Source organism: Streptomyces sp. NPDC031132, from assembly GCF_055570595.1.
On the sequence record NZ_JBVIGX010000011.1, the window covers coordinates 15,278 to 41,516 of the forward strand.

Consider the following 26,239-nt stretch of genomic DNA (forward strand, 5'->3'; position numbering starts at 1 on the left):
AGCGCACCACGCGTGCGCTCCTCGCCGACGCCCCGGCTCGGATCCCGTGGGGGGAATCCGTTCCGGGGAAAGGAAAGCGCCCCGACCGTCGACCCGTGGGGGGATCGACGGCGGGGCGCTTTCGCTTGCTCGAGGTACCTCGGGTCAGCGGGCCTCGACCGGGACGAAGTCGCGCAGGACCTCGCCGGTGTAGATCTGGCGCGGACGGCCGATGCGGGAACCCGGCTCCTTGATCATCTCGTGCCACTGGGCGATCCAGCCGGGAAGGCGGCCGAGCGCGAAGAGCACGGTGAACATCTCGGTCGGGAAGCCCATGGCCCGGTAGATCAGGCCGGTGTAGAAGTCCACGTTCGGGTAGAGGTTGCGCGAGACGAAGTACTCGTCGGCCAGCGCGTGCTCTTCCAGCTTGAGCGCGATGTCGAGCAGCTCGTCGCTCTTGCCGAGCGCCGAGAGGACGTCGTGCGCCGCCGCCTTGATGATCTTCGCCCGGGGGTCGAAGCTCTTGTAGACGCGGTGCCCGAAGCCCATGAGGCGGACGCCGTCTTCCTTGTTCTTCACCTTGCGGATGAAGGCGTCGACGTCGCCGCCGTCGTTCTTGATGCCCTCGAGCATCTCCAGAACCGACTGGTTGGCGCCACCGTGCAGCGGACCCCACAGGGCCGAGATGCCGGCGGAGATCGAGGCGAACATGTTCGCCTGCGAGGAGCCGACCAGGCGCACGGTGGACGTCGAGCAGTTCTGCTCGTGGTCCGCGTGCAGGATCAGCAGCTTGTCGAGCGCCGAGACCACGACCGGGTCCAGGTCGTACTCCTGGGCCGGCACGGAGAAGGTCATGCGCAGGAAGTTCTCGACGTAGCCGAGGTCGTTGCGCGGGTAGACCACCGGGTGGCCGACCGACTTCTTGTACGCGTACGCCGCGATCGTCGGCAGCTTGGCCAGCAGCCGGATCGTCGACAGGTTGCGCTGCTTCTCGTCGAACGGGTTGTGGCTGTCCTGGTAGAACGTGGACAGCGCGCTGACCACGGACGACAGCATCGCCATCGGGTGCGCGTCGCGCGGGAAGCCGTCGTAGAACCGCTTGACGTCCTCGTGCAGCAGCGTGTGCTGGGTGATCTCGTTGCGGAACGACGCGAGCTGGTCGACGGTCGGCAGCTCACCGTTGATCAGCAGGTACGCGACCTCGATGAAGGTCGAACGCTCGGCCAGCTGCTCGATCGGGTAACCGCGGTAGCGCAGGATTCCCTGCTCACCGTCGAGGTAGGTGATCGCGGACTTGTAGGCGGCGGTGTTGCCGTATCCGCTGTCCAAGGTGACGAGCCCGGTCTGGGCCCTCAGCTTCGAGATGTCGAAGCCCTGGTCACCGACGGTGCTTTCGACCACCGGGTAGGTGTATTCACCGTCCGCGTACCGGAGTACTACAGAGTTGTCGCTCACGTCATCCCTCACCGACGTAGTGCCTCTTCTTCGAGGTGCCCTGACTGCCTCTACCTTCCCCCATTTGGCGCAGGAGAGTGCACTCGGGGTCGGCCTTTGGTCTTTTTGACGGCACTGAGTGCCTTCAGCCTGCTCATCCTGCCCCCTCCACGCCGGTGCCGGAACCCCAAATGATCGATCATTTAGGTGATGTTTCCCACCGGTATCCGTCCGGACAGCCTGGGCGCGACCGCCGTGTACCTCCTGCCTGCAGAAACGGTACGCACAGCCTGGCCGAGGGCCTTGCGGGACCCGACCAGCACGACGAGTTTCTTCGCCCTGGTCACCGCCGTGTAGAGCAAGTTGCGCTGGAGCATCATCCAAGCCCCGGTGGTGACCGGGATCACCACGGCCGGATATTCACTCCCCTGGGAGCGGTGGATGGTGACGGCGTACGCGTGCGCCAGCTCGTCCAGTTCGGCGAACTCGTAGCCGACCTCCTCGTCCTCCTCCGTCCGCACCGTCAGCCGCTGTTCGTCCACGTCGAGGGCGGTGACCACGCCGACCGTTCCGTTGAAGACGCCGTTGGCGCCCTTCTCGTAGTTGTTCCGGATCTGGGTGACCTTGTCGCCGACCCGGAAGACCCGGCCGCCGAACCGCTTCTCGGGCAGGTTCGGCCGGGCCGGCGTGATGGCCTGCTGGAGCAGGCCGTTGAGGTTTCCGGCGCCGGCCGGGCCTCGGTGCATGGGCGCGAGCACCTGGATGTCGCGGCGCGGGTCCAGCCCGAACCTGGCCGGGATCCTCCGGGCCGCCACGTCCACGGCGAGCCGCCCGGCCTCCTCGGTGTCCTCCTCCGGGAACAGGAAGAAGTCCGGCAGCCCGTCGGTGAGCGGCGGCAGTCCCGTGTTGATCCGGTGGGCGTTGGTGACCACACCCGACTGCTGGGCCTGCCGGAAGATCCGGGTCAGCCGGACCGCGGGCACCGGCCCCCCCTCGGCCAACAGGTCCCGCAGCACCTCCCCGGCGCCGACCGAGGGCAGCTGGTCCACGTCCCCGACCAGCAGCAGGTGCGCGCCCGGTGCCACCGCCTTGACCAGCTTGTTCGCCAGCAGCAGGTCCAGCATCGAGGCCTCGTCGACGACCACCAGGTCCGCGTCCAGCGGACGCTCCCGGTCGTACGCCGCATCCCCGCCCGGCCTGAGCTCCAGCAGCCGGTGCACGGTGGAGGCCTCGGCCCCGGTGAGCTCCGCGAGCCGTTTCGCGGCCCGGCCGGTGGGCGCGGCCAGCACCACCTTGGCCTTCTTGGCACGGGCCAGCTCCACGATCGAGCGCACGGTGAAGGACTTGCCGCAGCCCGGCCCGCCGGTGAGGACGGCCACTCTGTGGGTCAGCGCCAGCCTGACGGCGTCCCGCTGCTCGGGGGCCAGCTTGGCCCCGGTGCGCCCGGCCAGCCAGCCCAGGGCCTTGTCCCAGTCCACGTCCTGGAAGCCCGGCATCCGGTCGTCCTCGGCGCCCAGGAGCCGCCGCACCTGCCCCACCAGCGAGAGCTCGGCGCGGTGGAAGGGCACCAGGTACACCGCGGTCAGCGGGTCCGGCCCGCCCTGCGGATCCGGCACGGATTCCCGTACGACGCCCTCCGGGTCGGCGGCGAGCTCGGCCAGGCATTCGATGACCAGCCCGGTGTCCACCTGGAGCAGCTTGACCCCGTCGGCGATCAGCCGCTCCTCGGGCAGGAAGCAGTGCCCCTGGTCCGTGGATTGGGACAGGGCGTACTGGAGCCCGGCCTTGACCCGCTCGGGGCTGTCGTGCGGTATGCCGACGGCCTGGGCGATCCGGTCGGCGGTGAGGAAGCCGATGCCCCACACGTCGGCGGCGAGCCGGTACGGCTGGTTCTTGACCACCGAGATGGAGGCGTCGGCGTACTTCTTGTAGATCCGGACCGCGATGGAGGTGGAGACTCCGACGCCCTGGAGGAAGACCATGACCTCCTTGATCGCCTTCTGCTCCTCCCACGCGGCGCCGATCAGCTTGGTCCGCTTGGGGCCGAGCCCGGGCACCTCGATCAGCCGCTTCGGCTCGGCCTCGATGACGTCGAGGGTGTCGGTGCCGAAGTGCTCCACGATCCGGTCGGCGATCTTCGGGCCGATGCCCTTGATCAGGCCGGAGCCGAGGTAGCGGCGTATGCCCTGGATGGTCGCGGGGAGCACGGTGCGGTAGTTCTCGACCGTGAACTGCTTGCCGTACTGCGGGTGGGAGCCCCAGCGGCCCTCCATGCGCAGCGATTCGCCGGGCTGGGCCCCGAGCAGGGAGCCGACGACCGTGAGCAGGTCCCCGCTGCCGCGGCCGGTGTCGACCCGGGCGACCGTGTACCCGCTCTCCTCGTTGGCGTAGGTGATGCGCTCGAGCACCCCCTCGACCACCGCCAGTTGCACCGCCCCGTTGGTTGCCATGGCAAGGAAACTACCGCCCCCCGCCGACAGCCCGTCACGCCTGTGGACAACCCGGTACGACCCAGAAGGGGGTCCGGCCTCGCGGCCGGACCCCCTCACGGTTACCCCTCCCGTGTCGGACTTCCCGATCCCCCCAGATCCCTCCCCGGAAGTGCCGACGCACCATACGACCCGCTGTCCCGCCCGGGGGTTGCACACGGAATCGGAACTTTACGTTTCCATTACTCACGGGCCCTCCGGCGGGGATCCGAGGTGCCCTTGAATCACCACAGAAGTAGCGTTTCCGGCATGAGCGAATCTTCATTCCAGGATGACGTGCTCGGCGAGCTGGGCCCCGGCGGGCTGACCGAGATCGCCGGCCTGCTCGGCACCGACGCGGCGGGCGCCCGCGAGACCGTCGCGACCACGGCCGACGCCATGGCGGGCGGCCTCCAGGAGAAGGCCGACGCCGCGGACGCCTCCGACGACGACGAGGTCCGCCAGGCCTTCGCCGAGGTCGCCGAGCCCCCGCTGAAGGGTGTGGCCACGCTCGGCGGCGGGCTGCTGGGCGGCGGCCTGATGGCCGGGGTGCTCGCGAAGGTGGGCAAGCCGGTCGCGGCGGCGGTCTCCAAGAAGACCGGCATCCCCCCGGCCACCGTCAGCCGCGTCATCGAACTGCTCATCCCGGTGCTGCTGACGGTCTTCGCCAAGCGCGCGGCCGCCCGCAAGGGCGCCGCCGGAGCCCCGGCACCCGGGGCCGCGCCGGGAGCCGCTCCGGCGGAAGGCGGCGGACTCGGCGACCTGCTGGGCCAGATCCTGGGCGGCGGGAAGAGGTAGCCCGCTACCCTGGGGCGCCATGGAGCCCCCTGCTGACAACTCCGCCGCAGCGGTACGGCTGCGGGACCCCGAGCCCGGGGAGCTGGGCTGGATCGTGCAGCGGCACGGCGCGCTGTACGCCGCCGAGTACGGCTGGAACACGGACTTCGAGGGCCTGGTGGCCCGGATCGTCGCGGACTTCGCCGAGGACCACGACCCGTATCTGGAGCGGGTCTGGATCGCCGAGCTGAACGGCCGCCCGGTCGGCTCCGTGATGTGCGTCCGCGAGGACGGCCCGCCCGGGACGGCGCGGCTGAGACTGCTGCTCGTCGAGCCGGAGGGGCGGGGCCACGGCATCGGGTCCCTCCTCGTCGACACCGTCGTCGCGTTCGCCCGCTCGGTCGGCTACCGCGAGCTGGTGCTGTGGACCAACGACGTGCTGACCTCGGCCCGTTCCCTCTACGAGCGCGCCGGGTTCACCCTGGTCGCCGAGCGCCCGCACCGCTCGTACGGCGTCACGCTCACGGGGCAGGACTGGCGGCTGCCGTTGCAGGAGGACTCCCCGCACTGACCGCCGCCGTGGCGCCGTCTGCCGTGGTACCGCCCGCCGTCGCGCCGCCGCCCTTCGTACGGGTTCCCGCCCGGACGGGAGCCAGCGAGGTCATGCCCACCCCGCCGACCAGCAGCAGCGCCGCCACCCAGCGCAGCCCCGAGATGCCCTCGCCGAGGACCAGCGCGGCCGAGGACATCCCGAACACCGGAACCAGCAGCGAGAACGGCGCGACCGAGGAGGCCGGGTAGCGCTTCAGCAGGTGGTTCCAGGCGCCGAAGCCGAACACGGTGGACACCCAGGCCACGTACCCGATGACCGCGACCCCGGACCAGTCCAGCCCGCGCAGCGCGACCAGGTCCCGCTCGGGCCCCTCCAGCAGCAGCGAGAGCCCGAACAGCGGCAGCACCGGGACGGTGCACACCCAGACCATGAAGTTCAGCGCGTCGGGCGGGGACGCCTTCCGCGTCAGCACGTTGGACACGCCCCAGCAGGCGGCGGCCGCGACGACCAGGGTGAACCCGAGCACCGGCCCGGAGGTGCCCCCGTCCACGGCGGCGACGGCGATCCCCGCGAGAGCCACCGCCATGCCGGCCACCCGGACCCGCCCGGGCCGCTCGCGCAGTACGAGCGAGGCGAGGACGGCGGTGAAGACGGACTGGACCTGGAGCACGAGGGAGGACAGTCCGGCCGGCATCCCCGCGGCCATGCCGGTGAACAGGAGGCCGAACTTGGCGATGCCGAGGGCCACTCCGACCGCGATGATCCACTTCCAGGCGGTCTTGGGCCGGCCGACGAAGAACACGGCGGGCAGCGCGGCGACCAGGAAGCGCAGGGCGGACAGGAGCAGCGGCGGGAAGTGGCCGAGGCCGATCTCGATGACGACGAAGTTGAAGCCCCATACGGCGGCGACGAGTACGGCGAGTGCAGTGTGGACGGGACGCATGCTTCGAGCATCGGCGGCGCAACCATGTAGCACCAGCGCGGATCTCTTCCGGGATGGATGAAGCATTGCTTACGGGTGCTGCATGGTCCGGCGGTGCCTACGATGGGCCGCATGCTCGACCTCTCCCGGCTGCGCGCCCTGCACGCCGTCTCCGTCCACGGCTCGGTCGCGGGCGCGGCGGCCGCCCTCGGCTACACCCCCTCCGCCGTGTCCCAGCAGATCGCCAAACTGGAGCGGGAGACCCGGACCACGCTGCTGGAGCGGCGCGGACGCGGGGTCGCGCTCACCGAGGAGGCCCGGCATCTCGCCGAGACCGCCCGGGAGTTGCTGGCGATCGTGGAGCGCGCCGAGACCACCTTGGAGGAGCGGCGCGGGCAGCCGAGCGGGCTGCTGACGGTGGCCGCCTTCGCCTCGGCGGCGCGCGGGCTCCTGCCGGGGGTGCTCGCCGATCTCGCGCGCCGGCATCCCGCGCTGGACGTGCGCCTCACGGAGGTCGACCCCCATCTGTCGGTGGACCTGGTGGCCCGGGGGGTCACCGATCTGGCGGTGGCCCACGACTGGGACATCGCGCCGCTGCCGGCCCCGGAGGGCGTCGAACAGGCGGTCATCGGGGACGACCCCTGCGACCTGGTGGTGCCGCACGACCACCCGTTCACGGCCCGGGCGGTCATCCGCAGGGCCGAGCTCGGCGGCCAGCGCTGGGTCTGCCAGCCGCCCGGCCGGGTCTGCCACGACTGGCTGATGCGGACGCTGCGCACGGCCGGGTTCGAGCCCGACATCGCGCACGTGGCCGAGGAGAACCACACCATCGTCGCGCTGGTCGCGGCCGGTCTCGGGGTGGCCGTCGTACCCCGGCTGGGCACCGGAGCGCTGCCGCCGGGCGCGGTGGCCGTCCCGCTGGAGCCCGGCCCCGTACGCAGGTTGTACGCCCTGTGGCGGACGGGGGCGGCCCGCCGGCCGGCGATCACCGAGGCCGTGCGGACCCTGCAGGAGCACTGGGCCCAAGCGGCACCCCTTCCGGGGGACCTCGCGAGTGTCCGCGGCGCCGGGGGCGCGGCCCGGCAGTAGGGTCCGGCGCGTGTCGTACCACGCGTCCCGCAGATCCCTGCTCACCGCGGCCGCCATGGCCGCCGTCACGGCCGCCGGGGTGGCCTCGTACGCCGTGGGCGGCGCCACGGGCGGCGAGGGCGGCGATCCGGGCGCCGACGATCCTCGCCCCGGTGACCGCCCGCCCGGCCGGGCCCCCGACCGGGCGGCGCTGCGCCGTCTGGTGGCCGGGATGAGCCTGGCCGAGAAGGTCGGGCAGCTCTTCGTGTCCCGCGCGTACGGCCATTCGGCGACCGAGCCGGACCCGGCGGATGCCGAGCAGAACCTGAAGCTGTTCGGGGTGCGCACGGCGGCGGAGCTGGTCGCCCGCTACCACCTCGGCGGGATCATCTACTTCTCCTGGGCCCACAACACCCGTGGCCCGCAGCAGATCGCCGAGCTGTCGGCCGCCCTCCAGCGGGCGGCCGCAGGCACCGGCTCCGGCATCCCGCTGATGCTGTCCATCGACCAGGAGCACGGCGCGGTCGCACGCATCGGCAAGCCGGCGACCCTGCTGCCGGGGGCGATGGCGCTGGGGGCGCGGCACGGCGCGGGCGGTACGGGCAGTGGTACGGGTAGCGGTACGGGTGGTACCGATACCGGCTCCGACTCCGCGGCCGCCGCCGAGGCCCGCCGCGCCGCGCGCATCGCGGGCGCCGAGCTGGCGGCGATGGGCATCCGGCAGGACTACGCGCCGGTTGCCGACGTGAACGTCAACCCGGCCAACCCGGTGATCGGCGTACGGTCCTTCGGCGCCGACCCGCAGGCGGTGGCGGCCCTGGTCGCCGCCCAGGTCCGCGGCTACCAGGGCGCCGGGGTCGCCGCCACCGCCAAGCACTTCCCCGGCCACGGGGACACCGAGACCGACAGCCACGTCGGGCTGCCGGTGATGCGGCACAGCCGGGCCCAGTGGGAGGAGCTCGACGAGCCGCCGTTCCGGGCGGCGGTGGAGGCGGGCGTGGACGCCGTCATGACGGCGCACATCGTCTTCCCCGCGCTCGACCCTTCGGGGGACCCGGCGACCCTCTCGAGACCGATCGTGACCGGCATCCTGCGCGAACGCCTGGGCTTCCGGGGCGTGGTGGTCACCGACGCCCTCGACATGGCCGGGGTCCGCCAGAAGTACGGGGACGACCGGGTTCCGGTCCTGGCGCTGAAGGCGGGCTGCGACCAGCTGCTGAACCCGCCGGACCTGGGGCTCGCGCACCGCAGCGTGCTCGCGGCCGTGGAGGCGGGCGAGCTGACGCAGGCCCGGATCGAGGAGTCGGTGCTGCGGATCCTCGAACTGAAGGCCCGCCGGGGCCTGTTCGATGCGGCGCACACCGCCGCCGGCCAGATGGACGCGGTGGTGGGGATCCCGGCGCACTTGAGCGCCGCCGACGAGATCGCGGCGGGTACGACGACCCTGCTGGCCAATCCCGTGAAGCTGCTGCCCCTGGATGCGACGACCGGGCCCCGGCTGCTGGTCACCGGGACCGACCCGGCCTCCCCCAGCGGTACGACAGGGCCCCCTACGGCGGTACTGGCCCGGGAGCTGACCGCCCTGGGCTGCCGTGCGACGGCCGTACCACCCGCCCGGGCGGTGGCCGCGGCCCCCGGCAACGCGGCGGTGCTGGTGTGCACGTACAACGTCCCGGAGGCGGACGATCCGCAGCGCACGCTGGTCACGGAACTGCTGGCCACCGGGGTGCCGGTGGTCGTGGTGGCGATCCGCAATCCGTACGACCCGGCCCGGCTGCCCACCTGCGCGGCGGAGCTGGCGACGTACACCTGGACGGACGTGGAGATGCGGGCGGCGGCCCGGGTGGTCACCGGGGCGGCACGCCCCTCGGGCCGCCTCCCGGTCCCGGTGCCGGGCCGCTACCCGCTGGGCCACGGGCTGTCGTACGACTAGTACCCCCAGTACGCCTGGGACCAGGACCAGGACCAGGACCAGCCGTACTACCTCACCCGTGGCCCCTCGGGCCCTAACGGGAGCTACGGCCGCAGCTGCGGCTCGCGCTCCTGGTCCTTCTGGTCGAGCACCGCGTCGGGCTTCGCCAGCGGCGTCGCCCGGCCCGCGTCGGCGAGCGCGGCGGCCGGGGCGACCCCGGCCCACTGCAGGATCTTCTGCGTGGCCAGCGCCTTCTCGCCCTCCTGGAGCTTGGCGACGTTGGCCCCGTGATTGGCGCCGGGCGCGATCATCACGTAGCTGTCGCGGACGGTGTAGCCGAGGTGGAACGGTTCGGCACCCCACGGGTCGTTCTGCCCGTACACGAACAGCATCTGGTTGGCGTTGCGCTTCACCCAGCCGTCCACGTCCGCCATGACCCCCGGCTGGAAGGTCATCGGGATCTCGCGGGGGACGAAGTTGCGCGGCGGCTGGTAGCCGTAGCGGCTCAGGCCCTTGAGGTGCGGCTGCTTGATGTCGGGCGAACCGAGCTGCGTACCCGCCTGGTAGTAGTACGGCGTGTACGTCTCGAGGCCCTGGTCGGCGTAGGCCGAGAAGCCGGAGATCGTGTCGATCGAGTCCCAGATCTCCTGGTCGCTCGCGGTCGCGGCGGCCGGGACGGAGGCGCAGTCGGCGAGCAGGCTGTACTGCCAGAAGGCCCACACGTAGTCGAGCACGACGGCCTCGTAGGCCTTGTCGAGGTTGCCGACGGTGGTGAAGGTCCAGCCGTTCTCGACGGCGGCGGCCGCGTACTTGGCCTCGAGCGGTTCACGGCGGACGAGCGCCTCGCGCTGCACCGCGTTCAGCTTGTCGCGGCACTCCTTGGTGCCGACCTTGGCGAAGAACCGGTCGTACGCCGAGTCCTCCTTGTTGACGACGTCGTTGGGCGCGACGTACGCGACGACACCGTCCATGTCATGCGGGTAGTAGCGCTCGTAGTACGTCGCCGTCATACCGCCCTTGCTGCCGCCCGTGGCGAGCCAGTTCTTCTTGTAGACCTTCTTCAGGGCGGTGAAGATGCGGTGCTGGTCGCTGGCGGCCTGCCAGATGTCCAGGTTCGCCCAGTTGGCCGGATCGGGCCGGGAGGGTGTGAAGAATCGGTACTCCAGCGACACCTGGTTGCCGTCGACGATCGTCGTCGGCTCGCTGCGGCGCGGGCTGGTGTTGACGTTGTAGCCGGAGGTGAAGAACACCGTGGGCCGGGAGACGTCCTTGTGAAGCAGGGTGAGGCGCTGCTTGAAGGTGCCCTTCGACGGGTTCCGGTGGTCGACCGGCTGCTCGTAGTTCAGTACGAAGAAGCGGTACCCGGGGTACTCCTTCTCCTCGATCAGACTCATCCCCGCAATGGCGAGGATCTCGTCCTTGATGTCCGTCGCGGCGGACGGCCCTGCGGCGGTGGCCGCCTGAGCCGTGAAGCCGGCTGCGCCCATGGTGCCGATCAGCACCACGAGCGACAGCAGCCAGCCGAGCGTCTTGCGCATTCACCCTCCCCTGAGTTCACTTCGGTCGCCCGTGAACCTAGCGGGGTCAACGCGTCGCTGACCAGACCTAGTTGGGACGCTCGTTCAGCACAGAATCCAGCCGGATTCGACGGATCCGGCCTCGATGCTCCCCTTTACATACACGCAGCGACTGATCGCACCGACGGTGACAGGTCCGGCATATCGGGTGAATCGCCCTGCATCGCCGACCGGGACCCCGCCGCGGGGCTGGATGCTCACCGCCATCGCCCGGCGTCGGCCCGGGTCGTGGGCCACCGTCACCGCGCAGGCCTGCGTACGGCTCTTGTAGATGCGCACCTCGCCCGTCGGCAGGGGCAGCGTCCTGACCAGGCCGCCCCCGCAGCCACCGGTCGCCGCGTGCGCCGGAGGCGCGGCGAGCAGCCCGCCGACGCACAGCATCAGCCCCGCCGCGAACACCCTCGCCGACGCGGCCCCCCGGCCGCGCCCCTTCCGCCCGTGCTCCACCCTGTCCCCCGATCGGTCGTACGTAACACGTACGCACGTACGACGCGCAGACCCCCCGGAAGGTTGCATACAGCAAGATCCGGGGGGCCTGGGCAGCGCGGCAGCGTGTACTGCGGCTCGGACGGGGCGGCTCAGGCCGCGGCGGGTTCGTCCTCGCCGACGAAGGTGCGCCACAGTTCGGCGTAGTGGCCGCCGCGGGCGACGAGTTCGGCGTGGGTGCCGTCCTCCACGACCCGGCCGCGGTCCATCACCACGACCCGGTCGGCGCGCGCGGCCGTGGTCAGCCGGTGTGCCACCACGAGGGTGGTGCGCTTGCCGGCGAGCCGGTCGGTGGCCTGGTTGACCTGGGCCTCGGTGGCCAGGTCGAGCGCGGCGGTGGCCTCGTCGAGCAGCAGCACGTCCGGGTCGACGAGTTCGGCGCGGGCCAGGGCGATCAGCTGGCGCTGGCCGGCCGAGAGGTTGCGCCCGCGCTCGGCGACGGTGTGCAGGTAGCCGCCGTCGAGGGTGGCGATCATGTCGTGGGCGCCGACCGCGCGGGCGGCCGCCTCCACCTCGGCGTCGCCCGCCTCGGGCCGCCCGTACGCGATGGCGTCGCGGACCGTCCCCGGGAAGAGGTACGGCTCCTGGGGGACGACCCCCAGCCGGTGGCGGTACGCCGTCAGGTCGAGCTCCCGCAGATCGGCGCCGTCGGCGGTGACCCGGCCGGAGGTCGGGTCGTAGAACCGGGCCACGAGCTTGACCAGCGTGGACTTGCCGGCGCCGGTCTCGCCGACGAAGGCGACGGTCTGGCCGGCGGGTATCCGCAGGCTGATTCCGGCCAGCGCGTCGCCCTTCTCGCCGCGCTCCTCGGCGGTGCCGTACGCGAACCGCACGTCCTCGAAGGCGATCTCGCCGCGCAGTTCCCGCACGGGAGCGGGGGCGGCGGGCCGCGGGGTGCTGGTGGGCTCGCGCAGCAGCCCCTGGATCCGGCCCAGGGAGACGGTGGCCTGCTGATAGCCGTCGAAGACCTGGGAGAGCTGCTGGACGGGGGCGAAGAACAGGTCGATGTAAAGCAGGTACGCCACCAGCGCGCCGGTGGTGAGGGTGCCGGCCTCGACCCGGCCCGCGCCGACGATCAGCACGGCGGCCGCGGCCCCGGAGGACAGCAGCTGCACGAAGGGGAAGTAGACGGATATCAGCCACTGGCCCCGCACCCGGGCCTCGCGGTACGAGTCGCTCCGCTCGGCGAACCGGGCGGCGCCGCTCCGCTGGCGGCGGAACGCCTGGACGATGCGCAGCCCGGAGACGGACTCCTGGAGGTCGGCGTTGACCAGGCTGACCCGGTCGCGGGCGAGTTCGTACGCGGCCACCGACTTGCGGCGGAACACGATCGTGCCGAGGACCAGCACGGGGAGCGTCGAGAAGACGATCAGCGCGAGCTCGACGTCGAGGACGAGCAGGGCGATCAGGATGCCGAAGAAGGTGAAGACGGAGACGACGGCGGTGACGAGCCCGGTCTGCAGGAAGGTCGACAGGGCGTCCACGTCGGTGGTCATCCGGGTCATGATCTTGCCGGTCAGCTCACGCTCGTAGTAGTCGAGGCCGAGGCGCTGGAGCTGGGCGAAGATCTTGACGCGCAGGGCGTACAGGACGCGTTCGCCGGTGCGCCCGGTCATCCGGGTCTCGGCGAACTGGGCGGCCCACTGCGCGACGACGACGCCGAGCGCGAGAAGGGCGGCCACCCAGACGGCGCCCAGTGCGGCCTGCTCGACGCCCTTGTCGATGCCGTGCCGGATCAGGATCGGGAGCAGCAGCCCGGAGCCGGCGTCGACGGCGACGAGGCCGAGGCTGACGGCGAGGGGCGCCCAGAAACCGCTGAGCAGCCGGCGCAGGTTGTAGCTCTTCTCGGCGGACGCGGCCTGGTCCTCGTCCACGGCGGGCTCGTCGTCGGCGGGCGGCAGCGCGGCCACCTGCGCGAGCAGCTCGGGGGTGGCCGGCATGCCGGCGACGGCGCCGGCCATGGAGGGCGCGGCGCCGGGCGCGCCGGGCGCCGCGGCGGTCCCGGCCGCGGCGGCGGACTCCGATTCCTCCTGGCGGCGCCAGAGCTCGGGGGTCACCCCGTCGGCGACCCGCCGCTTGGCGTTGACCGGCTCGGAGTCGATCTCGGCCTCGAGCTCGATGTCCCGTTCGAGGTTCCCTTCGATGTCCCGCTCGAACTCGGCCATCGCGGGCGCCTCGGGGGTGCGGGGCGAGCCGGCGCCGAGCGCGTCCGGGTCGGTGAGCAGCCGCCGGTAGAGGGGCGAGCGGCGCTGCAGCTCCTCGTGCGTTCCGATGTCGGAGAGCCGCCCGCGGTCGAGCACGGCGATCCGGTCGGCCAGCGCGAGGGTGGAGCGGCGGTGGGCGATGAGGAGGGTGGTGCGGCCGGCCATGACGGCGCGCAGCGCCTCGTGGATCTCGTGCTCGACGCGGGCGTCCACCGCGGAGGTGGCGTCGTCGAGGAGCAGCAGCCGGGGGTCGGTGAGGAGGGCGCGGGCGAGCGCGATGCGCTGGCGCTGGCCGCCGGAGAGGGTGAGCCCCTGCTCGCCGACCTTCGTGTCGTACCCGGCGGGCAGGGCCTCGATGAAGCCTTCGGCCTGGGCGGCGCGGGCGGCGGCCTCGACCTGTGCGTCGCCGGCTTCGGGGTGGCCGTAGGCGATGTTGGCGCGGATGGTGTCGGAGAAGAGGAAGGAGTCCTCCGGCACGAGCCCGATGGCGGCGCGCAGGGAGTCGTACGTCAGCCCGCGCACGTCGTGTCCGCCGACGCGGACGGTGCCGCGGTCGGCGTCGTAGAAGCGGGGCAGGAGGAGGGAGACGGTGGACTTGCCGGAGCCGGAGGCTCCGACGACGGCGACGGTCTCGCCCTCGGTGATGGAGAGCGAGAACCCGTCGAGGACGGGCCGCTCGGGGTCGTACCCGAAGACGACCTCGTCGAACTCGACGGTGGCGGGGGCGTCGGCGGGCAGCTCGTGCGTGCCCTCTTCGATGGCGGGCTCGGTGTCGATGAGCTCGAAGACCCGCTCGACGCCGGCGCGGGCCTGCTGGCCGACGGTGAGGACCATGGCGAGCATGCGGACGGGGCCGACGAGCTGGGCGAGGTAGGTGGAGAAGGCCACGAAGGTGCCGAGGGTGACCTGGCCGTTGGTGGCCATCCAGCCGCCGAGGGCCAGCATGGCGACCTGCGCGAGGGCGGGCACGGCCTGCAGGGCGGGGGTGTAGCGGGAGTTGAGCCGGATGGTCCGCATCCGCCCGGCGAACAGCCGCCGCCCGGCGGCGCGCAGCTTGCCGGTCTCCTGCTCCTCCTGGCCGAAGCCCTTGACGACGCGGACGCCGGTGACGGCCCCGTCGACGACGGTGGCGACGGCGGCGGCCTGGCCCTGGGCCCACCAGGTGGCGGGGAAGAGCTTCTTGCGGCTGCGCTTGGCGATGAACCAGAGGGCGGGGGCCATGAGCAGCGCGACCAGGGTCAGCAGCGGGGACAGCCACAGCATGACGCCGAGGGATATCCCGAACAGCAGGAAGTTCCCGATGGTCATGGGCAGCATGAAGAGCAGCCCCTGGATCAGCTGGAGGTCGCTGGTGGCCCGCCCGACGACCTGCCCGGTGGACAGCTCGTCCTGGCGTCGCCCGTCGAGGCGGGCGATGGTGTCGTACATGTCGGTGCGCAGGTCGTGCTGGACGTCGAGCGCGAGGCGGCCGCCGTAGTACCGGCGTATGTACGTCATCACGTACACGAGGACCGCGGCGCCTATGAGCAGCCCGGCCCATATCCCCATGGGCTTGCTGTGGTCGCCGATGACGTCGTCGATGATGACCTTGGTGACCAGCGGCACGAGCGCCATGACCGCCATGCCGCCCAGGGAGGACCCGAGCGCCAGCAGCACATTGAGCCGGTACCGCCATGTGTAGGCGGCGAGCCGCCGGGCCCAGCCCTGTTTCTCGCCCGCTGCCATCTCTGCCGCCGCCACGTGGAGCCTCCCCGTTGATCCTGTCCTGCCGCCTCCCCCAACGCCCCGACCGGCGGATTTCATCCCCCTGCAACGATCGCACTGCCGTACGGAAGCCCGCACGCAGACTTCACCCCTTCGGGTGCCCGTCACTCGTCGGCCGGCCCGCGCGCCGCGCCCGCTACGGAGCGTCGAACGCGTACTCCAGTACGTAGGCGGAGGCGTCGAGCACCATTTCGTCGACCTCGACCGCCCGTCCGTCGGCGTCGAAGGCGGTACGGCACACCAGCACCACCGGGGTCCCGGCCGCCAGGCCGAGCCGTTCGGTCTCCTCCGGGGACGGCATCCGCGAGCGGACCTCCTCCCGGAACCGGGCCGGCCCGTGACCGAGCTCGGCGAGCCGGGCGTAGATCCCGCCGGGGCCGGAGTCCGGCTCGGCGATCGGCGTACCGGCGACGAGCACGGCGTCGAGGTACGAGGTGGCGAGCATGACGGGCTTCCCGTCGAGCAGGAACCTGCGGCGCCGGACGCAGGCGGGCGCTCCGCCCTCCAGCCCGAGCACGCCCCCGACGGCGTCGGGCACCGGCTCGTCGAGGACCTCGACGTCGACCTCCGGGTCGTGGCCCTGGCCGTCCGCCGCCCAGATGGAACCCCCGGTGCCCCACACCTCGACCGAGAGCCGCTGGATCCCGCGCCGCCGGATCGGGTTCTTGGGCTGCCGCCCGGCGACGTCCTTCGGCATGCCGTCCTCCCTGATCATGTCCCGACAGCGTAGGCGCCGGATCACGACGGCAAGCTCTGCTCGCCCGCCGACACGCGCCGGCATCGAACGCGTTGCCGCCGGCGGCTACGGGCTGGGGAGCGGCTTGACCACGGGGGGCTTCTCCACCGGCTTGTTCTCGCAGCCGAGGGCATCGGTGACGCGGCGGGTCATGAGGTAGGCGAGGGCCGTCTGCCGGTCCTTGGCCGCCTGGTCGATGTCCGTCCGCCCGATGTTGACCGTGTACGAGACATCCGCGTACAACCATGCCGACTTCGACGGCCCAGCGAGGTCGCCGGGCATGTCGCACTGGACGAACAGCTTCGTGATGAAGTAGTTGCTCTCGCCGAAGGCACCGTTCACATCGAACCGGCCCCCCTCGGACAGGGACGGTTCGACGTACTTCGAGGTGCGAGGCGCCCACCCGACTCGGAACGTCGCACGCTCGGTCTGAGCAGCCGGCTTGTACGCACACGTGGACGTCGGAAACGTCTCCTCCGTCGGACCGATCTCCCGCAGTTTGCGCTCCAGCGCCTCCACCACACGGCTCGTGCGGTTGGGGATGTAGGTCTCGAAGCCATCTGCGCGGAGGATCCCCCGAAGGAGCACTTCCTCTTCGGAGGCAGGGGTGACGGCGCACAGGTGGTCGACCTTCCCCTCGGACTCGCCCGAGGTGCACGATGCCAGCACCAGCACAGCGAGAACGGCAGCCGTCGCCCGTACGAGAGCTTTGAGCCCGTCAGGGCCGGAGGTGCGCACGAGCGGCCTCCCGCCCGGTCGAGTAGGCGGTGTTCGCTTCGTTCTGGGCATGTTCCGCCGCCGGGTCGTCCTTCATCTGACGCTGGTGTGTCCACGAGTCGAACAACTCGTTGGTCCCCTCCACACCCCTCGCGTAGTTGCTGCTGGACTCCTTCTTGCTCTGCTCCTCGGCCGCGTCCTTGACGCCCTCGACCCAGTCGTACTTGCCTGCGTCGATCAGCGAGCCTCCGATCGTGCTCACGACCGGGATCTCGCCGATGAGTCCGTTCACTCCGGCAGCCGTGTACTCGGCCGTGCCCTCCGCCCACTTGACCTGGTCGTCTTCCTTGTCCTTGTAGACGTCGGCCCCGATGCCGTTGAGGGCGCCGGCTGCCACCCCGATGTCGTGCGCACGGTTGTCCCAGTCAGCGCTGACCGAGTGAGGGGAGTCGGCCTTGTACGGGGCGGCGGTCGCGAGCTGCTCCGCCGAGTAGGCTCGCTCCGCCTCGACCATCAGGGCGTAGGACGGGCCGTCGTCCGCGATTCCGCGCATCACGCGGATCAGGCTGCCCTGGCCGACCGCGATCTGCGCCTTGTCGCCCGAACCGTGGATGGAATCGCGGCCCGCCACGGAACCCAGGTCGGGGTTCTTGCCGCCGAGGATCTCGTGGGTGTCCTCGACGTAGTCGACCAGCGCCTTCGCCATCGGCTGCTGCAGGCCCTCCAGGTCCTCCGGGAACTCGTCCCCGCCCATCTCGTCGTCGAGGTAGCGGATGGCGTGGTGCATCACCCGCGCCTGGCCCTCGGTGTGCGGGCCGGGCGGGCCGAGCTTTTCGCCGTCCACGTGACCCGTGGCCGCCGCCTGGATGGCCGCGCCCAGGCCCGCCGTCTTGTCGCCGTCCATCTCCATCGGCTGGCCGACGCCGGTCGAGAACCACGGGTCCGGCATGTCGCGCTCGGAGAGCATGTACTTCAGGTGCTCGTTCTTGTTGCCGGGCGCTTCGGGGTCGAGGAAGAACGTCGTCGAGGCCGGGTCCTTGGCCATGATGCCCAGCAGACCGTCCAGCGGGTCGGAGACCAGGTTCGGGCGCTGGGAGTCGTAGGCGTGGTCGTACATGTGCGGCTTCGACTTCTCGGCCTCGATCATGCCGTCGCCGACGTCGTTGAGGAACTGCTTGCCGTAGCCGCCGCCACTGCCCATGAGGGTGACCAGCGCCTGGTAGCCGTACGTGGGGCGGAGGCCCTTGGCCACCAGTTCCGGGCCCTGCTCCTTGAGGCCGTTGACGAAGGGCTTGTAGGCGTAGCTGTCCGGGTCCTTGGTGCCCGAGGCGATCGTTCCCGCCAGGCCGGAGTTGATCGACTCGTAGAGCTTCTTCTCGGCCGCCGACGCGCCGCGGTCGTTCGACGCCAGGTTCATCTGGTCTGCCAGGAGCAAGGTGTCCTTCGCTCCCAGCGAGTTCAGGTACGCCTCGCTGAAGTGGGCGTCGCCGGAGTTCTGCTTCAGGAGGTCGTCGTAGTGCCGCAGTTCGTCCGGAGAGGCCTTGCCGTCACGGATCTTCTGGGTGAGCGCCAGCGCCTCGACGGCCTCGACGTCGTTGACGGGCTTCGAGTTGAAGCCGAACATCGCCGTGCCGTCCGCGCCGGAGGCGTTCAGCAGGGCGACCTTGACGTCCGCGTCGAACTCCGTGACCGCCTTGACCGTGTCCGAGATCTTCTGCGTCCAGGCCCGCTCGATCGCCGGGAGGTCGGGATCGTGGCGGATCGCGTTCACGGAGGCCGGGTCGGCCTTGGAGAAGTCGTAGCTCGCCATGCCGGCGTCCGAGACCTTCATGCCGGCGGTCACGGCGTCCGCGACGGCGGACGTGACCCGCCCCTTGAGGTCCGTGAAGCGGGCGTGCGCGTCACGGAGCAGGGACTCCATGGCCAGGGCCTCCTTCTGCGCGGAGGCGAACTCCCGGCGCGTCATGGAGGAGTTGGTGGCCGCGGTCGTGGCGCTGGAGCCCAGCCAGCCGTTACCGGAGGAGACGCTCTGGACCTCGTCCCTGTAGACCTCCTCCATGGTCTTGAACTGCGTCGCCATGGCCTTCCAGCCGTCGGCGGCCGTGGTGAGCGCGGAGAGGTCCGTGTGCATGATCTCGGAGTAGTTCGGCACGTACGTCTTCCCCTAGAGTCCTGTGACCTTGGACTGCACCGGCTGGAAGCTCTGGCCCGTCAGCTGGTCGTTTCCGGTGAACAGGTTCGACGCGCCGCGCAGGGCCGTCTTCTCCGAGTTCAGGCGTCCCATCAGGCGCTTCACCTGGTCGTCCCAGTGCGTGTGCGCCTTCGTCAGACCGGACGCCGTCTCCCAGCCGTTGAATGCCTTGACGGCGTTCGTGGTGGGTTCGTCGGCCGCGTCCGCGGCCTTCGTCGTGCCGGGCTGCAGGACGTTCTCGATGGTGTTGGCCGCCTTCTTCTTCGCGGGAGGGGCGGTGGCCAGCACGCCGTATCCGCTGGGCGTCCCGGAGCCGCCGCCCGGGTCGGCGGCGAGCTGGTTCAGCCGCATCTGCGGCGACGGGCCGTCGGTCGCTGCGTCCGGCTGGTGCCGGCCCCACTCTTCCTCGAACGCCACCGCTCCCCCTCGCACTCCGGCCACCTGATCTAGGCCACCCTAACGAGCGCCCGGACGAGCCCTAAACGTGCGTCGGGGCGAACATCTTGAGGGTGGCGGGGAGGACCAGGAGCGTCGGGCCCGGGGTGTCGAGGGACTTGGCCAGGTCCTCGCGGAGGGTTTCCGGGGTGGTCGTCGACGCCGGGACGCCGAAGGAACGGGCCAGGGCGACGAAGTCCGGGCGGGTGAGTTCCGTGCCCGTCGTGCGGCCCTCGAAGGAGTCCGTCATGTACTCGCGCAGGATGCCGTAGCCGCCGTCGTCCACGATCAGCCAGGTCACGTCCAGGTCGTGCTGCTTCGCGCTCGCCAGGTCCGCGATCGAGTACATCGCGCCGCCGTCGCCCGAGACGGCCAGGACCGGGGTGTCCGGTTCCGCGACGCAGGCGCCGAGGGCCGCCGGGAAGGCGTAGCCGAGGCCGCCCGCGCCCTGGGCCGAGTGCATCGTGTTGGGGTGCTTCGCGTCGAACGCCGACCAGGCCCAGTACGAAAGGATCGTCATGTCCCAGAAGGACGGGGAGCGGGCCGGGAGCGCCGCGCGGATGGACGTGAGGAGCTCGCGCTCCAGCGCCACGTCCTGACCGGCAAGTCTCCCTTCGATGTCCGCCAGGACCATCCGGACGCGCTCCGGAGCCTGCGCGTCCTCGCGTTCCGGGACCGTCTCCAGGAGGGCCTGGAGGGCGAGGCGGGCGTCCGCGTGGATGCCGAGGGCCGCGTGGTTGGACTCCAGCTTGCCGAGGTCCGCCTCGATCTGGACGACCCGGCCCGTCGGGAAGAACGTGTGGTAGTTGGAGGACAGTTCGCCGAGGCCGGAGCCCACGACCAGGAGGACGTCCGCGTCCTCGAGGAAGTCCGTCATGTGGCGGTCCTCCAGCCAGGACTGGAGGGACAGCGGGTGCGTCCACGGGAAGGCGCCCTTGCCGCCGAAGGTGGTGACCACCGGGGCACTGAGCCGCTCCGCCAGCTGCCGCAGCTTGCCCGCCGCGTCCGAGCGGATCACCCCGCCGCCCGCGATGATCACCGGGCGGGAGGCCCGCCCCAGCCAGTGCGCCGCCAGAGCGGTGAGCTCGGGGCGCGGGGCGAGCTCGTGCGGGGTCGCGTCCACGCCCGTGACCTGGGGGATCACCGTTTCGGCGCGGAGGACGTCCTCCGGGATCTCCACCCAGACCGGGCCGTGCGGAGCCGTCAGCGCCGACTCCCAGGCCTCCGCGATCACGGACGGGATCTGCGAGGGGGTGCGGGCCGTGTGGACGGACTTCACCACGTCCCGGAACGACGCCGACTGGTCCCGCAGCTCGTGCAGGTGCCCGCGCCGTCCGCCGCCCAGGCCCGCCACCGGGACCTGCGAGGCGATCGCGATGACCGGCGCCGACGCGGCGGCCGCCTCCGCCAGGGCCGGCAGGGCCATCAGCGCGCCCGGCCCGGTGGAGAGCAGGAGGGGGACCGCCTCGCCGGTGATGCGGCCGTACGCGTCCGCCGCGAACCCGGCGTTGTTCTCCGTCCGCAGCCCGATCAGCCGCAGGTCCGAGCGCCCCACCGCGTCGAAGATGCCGAGGGCGTGCTGCCCCGGCAGCCCGAACACGGTGGTGGCGCCGAGCGAGCGCAGCGTCTCCACGACCAGGTCCCCGCCCGTCCGCCCCGGCGGCGGCGCGAGGGCGGCCGCCGTCTGGGCCTCGGTGGGCCGGAGTACCAGGTCGTGGTCGTGCGTCACGTGCGCTTACTCGCCCTTCGTCACGGGTGCTCCGCCGCTCACTTCGTCCTCGACGCAGCGATCTGGCGGCTCATGATCGTCGTCAGCTCGTACGCGGTGTGCGAGGCGGCGACCGAGGTGATCTCGGCGTGATCGTACGCCGGGGCGACCTCGACGACGTCCGCGGAGACCAGGTTGCAGGAGGACAGGCCGCGGATGATCTCCAGCAGCTCGCGGGAGGTCATGCCGCCCGCCTCCGGGGTGCCGGTGCCGGGCGCGTGCGCCGGGTCCAGCACGTCGATGTCGATCGAGATGTACAGCGGGCGGTCGCCGATGCGCTGGCGCAGCTGGTCCGCGACCTCGTCGGCGCCGCGGCGGTAGACGTCGGCCGAGGTCACGATGCCGAAGCCCATCTTGGCGTCGTCGTCGAGGTCCTGCTTGCCGTACAGCGGGCCGCGCGTGCCGACGTGGGAGAGCGCCTCGGTGTCGAGGATGCCCTCCTCCACGGCGCGGCGGAACGGCGTGCCGTGCGTGTACTCGGCGCCGAAGTACGTGTCCCAGGTGTCCAGGTGCGCGTCGAAGTGCAGCAGCGCCACCGGGCCGTGCTTCTTCGCGACGGAGCGGAGCAGCGGGAGGGCGATGGTGTGGTCGCCGCCGAGGGTCATCAGGCGGGAGCCGTTGCCGATCAGCTCGTCGGCGGCGGCCTCGATCGTGTCGACGGCCTCGTTGATGTTGAAGGGGTTCGCGGCGATGTCGCCGGCGTCGGCGACCTGCGCAAGCGCGAAGGGGGAGGCGTCCTGGGCCGGGTTGTACGGGCGCAGCAGGCGCGAGGCCTCGCGGATGGCGTTGCCGCCGAAGCGGGCGCCGGGCCGGTAGGAGACGCCGGAGTCGAAGGGCACGCCGACGACGGCCACGTCCGCCTTGCCGCCGACCTCGTCGAGGCGGGGCAGGCGGGCGAAGGTCGCCGGGCCCGCGTAGCGCGGGATGCGGGAGGAGTCGACCGGTCCGCGCGGCGTCTGCTCGTTGCTCATCGGGGTGTGCCCTTCTGGATGTCCTACGTGCGGTCCTTCGAGCGTAAGCGGGTGCCCCCGAGGCGCGAAGTGTAGATTTCATCCACAGAGCGCCCATTTTCTGTACGGAGTATCCATGGACGTCCCCCGGCCCGGCCCGCCCCCTCCGCCCGATCACCCTGTGGCGCCCGTGGCACTGGGTGCGCTGCTCGCGGACCGGGAGCTCGGACTGCGGCATGTCGCGGGGCCGGCCGAGGCAGGGGTGCACGGCGTGCACGCCTCGGAGATGGCCGACCCTTCCCCTTATCTGCTGGGCGGGGAGCTGCTGCTGACCGCCGCGGCCGGGAACACCGACCACGACGGCTACGTGGCCCGGCTGGTCGCGGCCGGGGCGGCCGCCCTCGGGTTCGGCGTGGCGCCCGTCCACGAGGAGGTGCCGCCCGCGCTGGCCGAGGCCTGCGCCCGGCACGGGCTGCCGCTGCTGGAGGTCCCGCCGCAGACCCGGTTCACGGCCGTCGCCCGCGCCGTCTGGCGCCTCATGGCCGAGGCGCGGACCCGCGAGCTGCGCCGGGTCACCGAAGCCCAGCAGGCCCTCGCGGCCGCGGCCGCCCGCCCCGACCCGGTCCCGGCGGTGCTGGCCCGCCTCGCGGCGGGCCTCGGCGGGCACGTACGGCTGTGGCCGGACGGCCGGGCCGCGGGCAGCCCGCCGCCGGAGGCCGGGGCCGTACCCGCGGCCCTCGACGCGCTGCTGGCCCGCGTCGGCCGCGCCGAGGGTCCCGCGACCGCCACCGACCAGGCCGACGGCTGGCACCTGGCCGCCTACGCCCTCGGCCGCCACGCCGCGCTCGGCACGGCCACCCCGGCGCGGACCCCCGGCGACCACACCGTCGCCTCGGTCGCCGCCGTCCTGCTGGCCCTGCTCACCGCCGACCGGCCGGCCGGGGCCGAGGCCGCCGCGCTGGCCCGGCTGCTGCTGGGCGGCTCCCCCGCCGAGGCGCTGGCCGGGCCGGGGCCCTGGTACGCCGTCCACGCCCGCGGGGGCGCCGACCCGCAGGCCCTCGCCGCCGCGCTGGGCACCGTACTGCTGGACCCGGCCGGCCCGGCCGTACGGCTCCTCACCGACCGGGAGCCCGCCCCGCAGCCCGGGTGGCGGCTCGGGGTGAGCGCCCCGACCGGACCCGAAGCCCTGGCCAGGGCCGACACGCAGGCCCGCCGGGCACTGGAGCGGGCGGAGGCGGCCCGCACCGCGCTGGTCCGGCACACCGGCGCGGGTCTCGGCGCCCTGGTCGACCCCGCCGAGGCCGGCGCCCACGCCGAGGCCCTGCTCGCCCCGCTGTCCCCGGCCCACCGGGAGACCCTGCGCGCCTGGCTGGCGCACCACGGCAGCTGGGACCGGACGGCCGCGGCCCTCGGCGTCCACCGCAACACCGTCCGCCAGCGCATCGCCCGTGCCGCCGCGCTGCTCCACAGTGACCTCGACGACCCGGACATCCGGATGGAGCTGTGGTTCGCACTGACCCGGGACACCGAGGTCTGAGAGCCACGACGCCCGGGCGGCTGCGCCGTACGGATGGACTCGGGCCGTACGGCGGCCGGTGCGGTGCCTCCCGGTGCCCGGCGGCCTACGTTCGCACTGTTCCCCCACCCCCTCCTCGAAAGGCACCACTCGTGCGATCGATCCGCCTCGCCCTGACCGCTCTCGCCGCCGGCGGCGTCATCCTGGCCGGTGCGTCCGCCGCCTCCGCCGACGACAACTTCGTCGTGTACGCGCCGATCGACAACACGTACTCGATCGTCTTCGGCGACCTGTCCCAGGTGGCCGGCGACGACGTGTTCAACGCCGGCCGCGACAACACGGTCGGCTCCCACAACGGAGCGGCGACGGCCGGCGACATCGGCATGGCCTCGCTGCCCGGGACCCAGATCCTGAGCAACGAGGCCCTGATGCAGGGTGCCGCCGGCCAGTGGACCGGCAGCATCCTCGGCAAGTAGGCCCGGGTACCGGGTGTCCGGCGGCCCGCACCGCGAGGCCGCCGGACATCACACCCCGTACCCCTCCCCGACTCTGGACAGCCCGCCCAACCCACGGGTAACTTAGGAGTCTGAGCAAGCGCTTAGACACGGCGCGACAGCGCGACGGGCGACAGGATCGAGGAGGCGGCTGTGCGCCGTACCGTTTTCAACGAGGACCACGAGGCGTTCCGCGAGACCATCCGCGCCTTCATAGAGGCCGAGGTCGTCCCCGTCTACGACGAGTGGTTCGCGGCCGGTCAGGCCCCGCGCGACTTCTACTACAAGCTCGGCGAGCTGGGCGTCTTCGGCATCAACGTCCCCGAGGAGTTCGGCGGCGCGGGCCTGGACACCCACAAGTTCGAGGCCGTCCTGTACGAGGAGACCTCCCGCGCGGGCGTGAACTTCGGCGGCTCCGGCGTCCACGTGCTGCTCGCCCTCCCCTACATCAAGATGCTGGCCGACGACGAGCAGAAGAAGCGCTACCTGCCGAAGTTCGTCTCCGGCGAGGAGATGTGGGCCCTCGCGATGACCGAGCCGGGCACCGGCTCCGACGTCGCGGGCATGAAGACCACCGCGAAGCTCTCCGAGGACGGCACGCACTACGTCCTCAACGGCTCCAAGACCTTCATCACCGGCGGCGTGCACGCCGACCGTGTGATCGTCTGCGCCCGCACCGCCGCCCCGCGCGAGGACGACCGCCGCTTCGGCATCTCCCTGTTCGCCGTGGACACCAAGTCCGAGGGCTACTCGATCGGCCGCAAGCTCGACAAGCTGGGCCTGCGCACCTCCGACACCGCCGAGCTGGCGTTTGTCGACGTCAAGGTCCCGGTCGAGGACCTGCTCGGCGAGGAGGGCAAGGGCTTCTACTACCTCGGCCACAACCTGGCCTCCGAGCGCTGGGGCATCGCGTTCGGCGCGTACGCCCAGGCCGCCGCGGCCGTCCGGTTCGCCCAGCAGTACGTCACCGACCGCACCGTCTTCGGCAAGCCGGTCGCGCACTTCCAGAACACCAAGTTCGAGCTGGCCGCCTGCCAGGCCGAGGTGGACGCCGCCCAGGCCGTCGCGGACCGCGCCCTGGAGGCCCTGGACGCCGGCGAGCTGACCCCCGCCGAGGCCGCTTCCGCGAAGCTGTTCTGCACCGAGGTCGCGCACCGCGTGATCGACCGCTGCCTCCAGCTGCACGGCGGCTACGGCTACATGAACGAGTACCCGATCGCCCGCCTGTACGCCGACAACCGCGTCAACCGCATCTACGGCGGCACCAGCGAGATCATGAAGTCCATCATCGCCAAGTCGATGGGCCTGTAAGGGCCCTTCGGGACAAGGGACTTACCCTTCCCCTCATGAACGAGGCACTGACGACGCTCCTCGATCTGCTCGACCTCGAGCAGATCGAGGAGAACATCTTCCGCGGTACCAGCCGTCCGTCGCTGGTACCGCGCGTCTTCGGCGGCCAGGTCGCGGCCCAGGCCCTGGTCGCGGCCGGGCGGACCGTACCCGAGGACCGCACCGCGCACTCGCTGCACTCGTACTTCCTGCGCGCAGGAGACCCGGGCGCGCCGATCGTGTACGCGGTCGACCGGATCCGCGACGGGCGCTCCTTCACCACCCGCCGGGTCGTCGCCGTCCAGCACGGCCAGCCGATCTTCCACCTCTCGGCGTCCTTCCAGACGTACGAGGAGGGCCTCGACCACCAGGTCGCGATGCCGGACGCGCCCGACCCGGAGACCCTGCCGACGGCCGCCGAGTCCCTGCCCGCGTACCGGGAGATCTTCCGCGACCCGGGCACGGTGGAGCGGCTGATCGACGCGCGCGGCGCGGTGGACCTGCGGTACGCGACCGTCCCGCCGTGGGGCAGCGTCGGCGAGCCGGTCGAGCCGCGCTCGCAGGTGTGGTTCCGTACGGCCGGCAAGCTGGAGAGCGACGACGCACTCCTGCACACCTGCCTGGCCACGTACGTCTCGGACATGACCCTGCTCGACTCGGTGCTGCTCGCGCACGGCCGGGGCGGCTGGGCGGTCGGCGACGTGGTGGGCGCCTCGCTGGACCACGCGATGTGGTTCCACCGGCCGTTCCGCGCCGACGAGTGGCTGCTGTACGACCAGGAGTCCCCGTCGGCGGCCGCCGGGCGCGGCCTCGGGCAGGCCCGGATCTGGACCCAGGACGGGCGACTCGCCGTGACCGTCATCCAGGAAGGCGTGGTGCGCGTCCCGCGCGCCTGACCCCGGAGCACGGTCGGCCGGGCCCCGCGTGGGCTCGGCCACAGTGCGGAACTGACCGGGCGG

Annotated in this window: 18 protein-coding genes and 2 pseudogenes; 8 read left to right on the top strand and 12 right to left on the bottom strand. The window is 72.0% G+C overall.

The genetic code is table 11. The annotated features are described in order from the left end of the window. Positions 1 to 144: 144 nt before the first annotated feature. Both ACZ49B_RS18340 and recD2 read right to left on the bottom strand, forming a co-directional pair. The gene (locus ACZ49B_RS18340; RefSeq protein WP_031145430.1) at positions 145 to 1,434 is read right to left on the bottom strand and encodes a citrate synthase; all 1,290 of its coding nucleotides are present in this window, start codon (positions 1,432 to 1,434) and stop codon (positions 145 to 147) included. A gap of 182 nt (positions 1,435 to 1,616) precedes the next feature. Beyond that, a complete protein-coding gene (gene recD2 / locus ACZ49B_RS18345) occupies positions 1,617 to 3,863 on the bottom strand; it encodes an SF1B family DNA helicase RecD2 (RefSeq protein WP_468306804.1) in 2,247 nt (748 codons plus the stop codon). A gap of 288 nt (positions 3,864 to 4,151) precedes the next feature. Here recD2 and ACZ49B_RS18350 point away from each other — a divergent pair, with 288 nt between their 5' ends. Continuing rightward, positions 4,152 to 4,679, top strand: coding sequence for a DUF937 domain-containing protein (locus tag ACZ49B_RS18350; protein ID WP_468306807.1), 528 nt, complete (start codon positions 4,152 to 4,154; stop codon positions 4,677 to 4,679). A 43-nt stretch (positions 4,680 to 4,722) separates the two neighbouring features. Next, positions 4,723 to 5,229: pseudogene (locus ACZ49B_RS18355) on the top strand (GNAT family N-acetyltransferase); the annotation flags it as partial. On the opposite strand, the gene ACZ49B_RS18360 reads toward ACZ49B_RS18355, so the two are convergent. Beyond that, positions 5,180 to 6,154 carry an EamA family transporter gene (locus tag ACZ49B_RS18360; RefSeq protein WP_468306810.1) on the bottom strand — a complete coding sequence of 325 codons (975 nt, stop codon included), beginning with the start codon at positions 6,152 to 6,154 and terminating at the stop codon, positions 5,180 to 5,182. The pseudogene ACZ49B_RS18355 and the gene ACZ49B_RS18360 sit on opposite strands and share 50 nt — an antisense overlap. 111 nt (positions 6,155 to 6,265) lie before the next feature. Here ACZ49B_RS18360 and ACZ49B_RS18365 point away from each other — a divergent pair, with 111 nt between their 5' ends. Continuing rightward, positions 6,266 to 7,222 (top strand): LysR substrate-binding domain-containing protein, encoded by a 957-nt coding sequence (locus ACZ49B_RS18365; RefSeq protein ID WP_468306812.1) that lies wholly within the window; start codon positions 6,266 to 6,268, stop codon positions 7,220 to 7,222. Between the two features lie 55 nt (positions 7,223 to 7,277). Then, on the top strand, positions 7,278 to 9,134 hold the full coding sequence (locus ACZ49B_RS18370) for a glycoside hydrolase family 3 protein (protein WP_468307235.1): 1,857 nt from the start codon (positions 7,278 to 7,280) through the stop codon (positions 9,132 to 9,134). An 83-nt stretch (positions 9,135 to 9,217) separates the two neighbouring features. Here the strand turns inward: ACZ49B_RS18370 and ACZ49B_RS18375 are convergent, their stop codons facing one another. From ACZ49B_RS18375 to speB, 9 genes and pseudogenes are all read right to left on the bottom strand, one after another. Beyond that, positions 9,218 to 10,651, bottom strand: a complete 1,434-nt coding sequence (locus tag ACZ49B_RS18375; RefSeq protein ID WP_468306815.1) for a S28 family serine protease — start codon at positions 10,649 to 10,651, stop codon at positions 9,218 to 9,220. Between the two features lie 84 nt (positions 10,652 to 10,735). Continuing rightward, positions 10,736 to 11,137, bottom strand: coding sequence for a hypothetical protein (locus ACZ49B_RS18380; protein WP_468306818.1), 402 nt, complete (start codon positions 11,135 to 11,137; stop codon positions 10,736 to 10,738). 131 nt (positions 11,138 to 11,268) lie between these two features. Next, positions 11,269 to 15,105 carry an ABC transporter ATP-binding protein gene (locus ACZ49B_RS18385; protein WP_468307238.1) on the bottom strand — a complete coding sequence of 1,279 codons (3,837 nt, stop codon included), beginning with the start codon at positions 15,103 to 15,105 and terminating at the stop codon, positions 11,269 to 11,271. Positions 15,106 to 15,280: 175 nt separating this feature from the next. Then, positions 15,281 to 15,805, bottom strand: a pseudogene (locus ACZ49B_RS18390) (GntR family transcriptional regulator); the annotation flags it as partial. Between the two features lie 141 nt (positions 15,806 to 15,946). Further along, complete coding sequence (locus tag ACZ49B_RS18395; protein ID WP_468306821.1) at positions 15,947 to 16,618, bottom strand: hypothetical protein; 672 nt, start codon at positions 16,616 to 16,618, stop codon at positions 15,947 to 15,949. Continuing rightward, positions 16,599 to 18,749 (bottom strand): hypothetical protein, encoded by a 2,151-nt coding sequence (locus ACZ49B_RS18400; protein ID WP_468306823.1) that lies wholly within the window; start codon positions 18,747 to 18,749, stop codon positions 16,599 to 16,601. The genes ACZ49B_RS18395 and ACZ49B_RS18400 overlap by 20 nt, the downstream gene beginning before the upstream one ends. Positions 18,750 to 18,761: 12 nt before the next feature. After that, positions 18,762 to 19,205, bottom strand: a complete 444-nt coding sequence (locus ACZ49B_RS18405) for a hypothetical protein (RefSeq protein WP_468306826.1) — start codon at positions 19,203 to 19,205, stop codon at positions 18,762 to 18,764. 61 nt (positions 19,206 to 19,266) lie between these two features. Beyond that, on the bottom strand, positions 19,267 to 20,952 hold the full coding sequence (locus tag ACZ49B_RS18410; protein ID WP_468306829.1) for a thiamine pyrophosphate-binding protein: 1,686 nt from the start codon (positions 20,950 to 20,952) through the stop codon (positions 19,267 to 19,269). A gap of 38 nt (positions 20,953 to 20,990) precedes the next feature. After that, positions 20,991 to 21,962 (bottom strand): agmatinase, encoded by a 972-nt coding sequence (gene speB, locus ACZ49B_RS18415; protein ID WP_468306831.1) that lies wholly within the window; start codon positions 21,960 to 21,962, stop codon positions 20,991 to 20,993. A 115-nt stretch (positions 21,963 to 22,077) separates the two neighbouring features. On the opposite strand from speB, the gene ACZ49B_RS18420 reads away from it, so the two are divergent. The 4 genes from ACZ49B_RS18420 (at position 22,078) to ACZ49B_RS18435 (ending at position 26,176) form a co-directional block, all read left to right on the top strand. Continuing rightward, positions 22,078 to 23,478 carry a PucR family transcriptional regulator ligand-binding domain-containing protein gene (locus ACZ49B_RS18420; RefSeq protein ID WP_468306834.1) on the top strand — a complete coding sequence of 467 codons (1,401 nt, stop codon included), beginning with the start codon at positions 22,078 to 22,080 and terminating at the stop codon, positions 23,476 to 23,478. A 131-nt stretch (positions 23,479 to 23,609) separates the two neighbouring features. Continuing rightward, a complete protein-coding gene (locus ACZ49B_RS18425) occupies positions 23,610 to 23,933 on the top strand; it encodes a hypothetical protein (RefSeq protein WP_468306837.1) in 324 nt (107 codons plus the stop codon). 171 nt (positions 23,934 to 24,104) lie between these two features. After that, positions 24,105 to 25,262: an acyl-CoA dehydrogenase family protein gene (locus ACZ49B_RS18430; protein WP_030297823.1), complete on the top strand. Its 1,158-nt coding sequence runs from the start codon at positions 24,105 to 24,107 to the stop codon at positions 25,260 to 25,262. 35 nt (positions 25,263 to 25,297) lie between these two features. Continuing rightward, on the top strand, positions 25,298 to 26,176 hold the full coding sequence (locus tag ACZ49B_RS18435) for an acyl-CoA thioesterase (protein WP_468306840.1): 879 nt from the start codon (positions 25,298 to 25,300) through the stop codon (positions 26,174 to 26,176). Positions 26,177 to 26,239 lie beyond the last annotated feature (63 nt).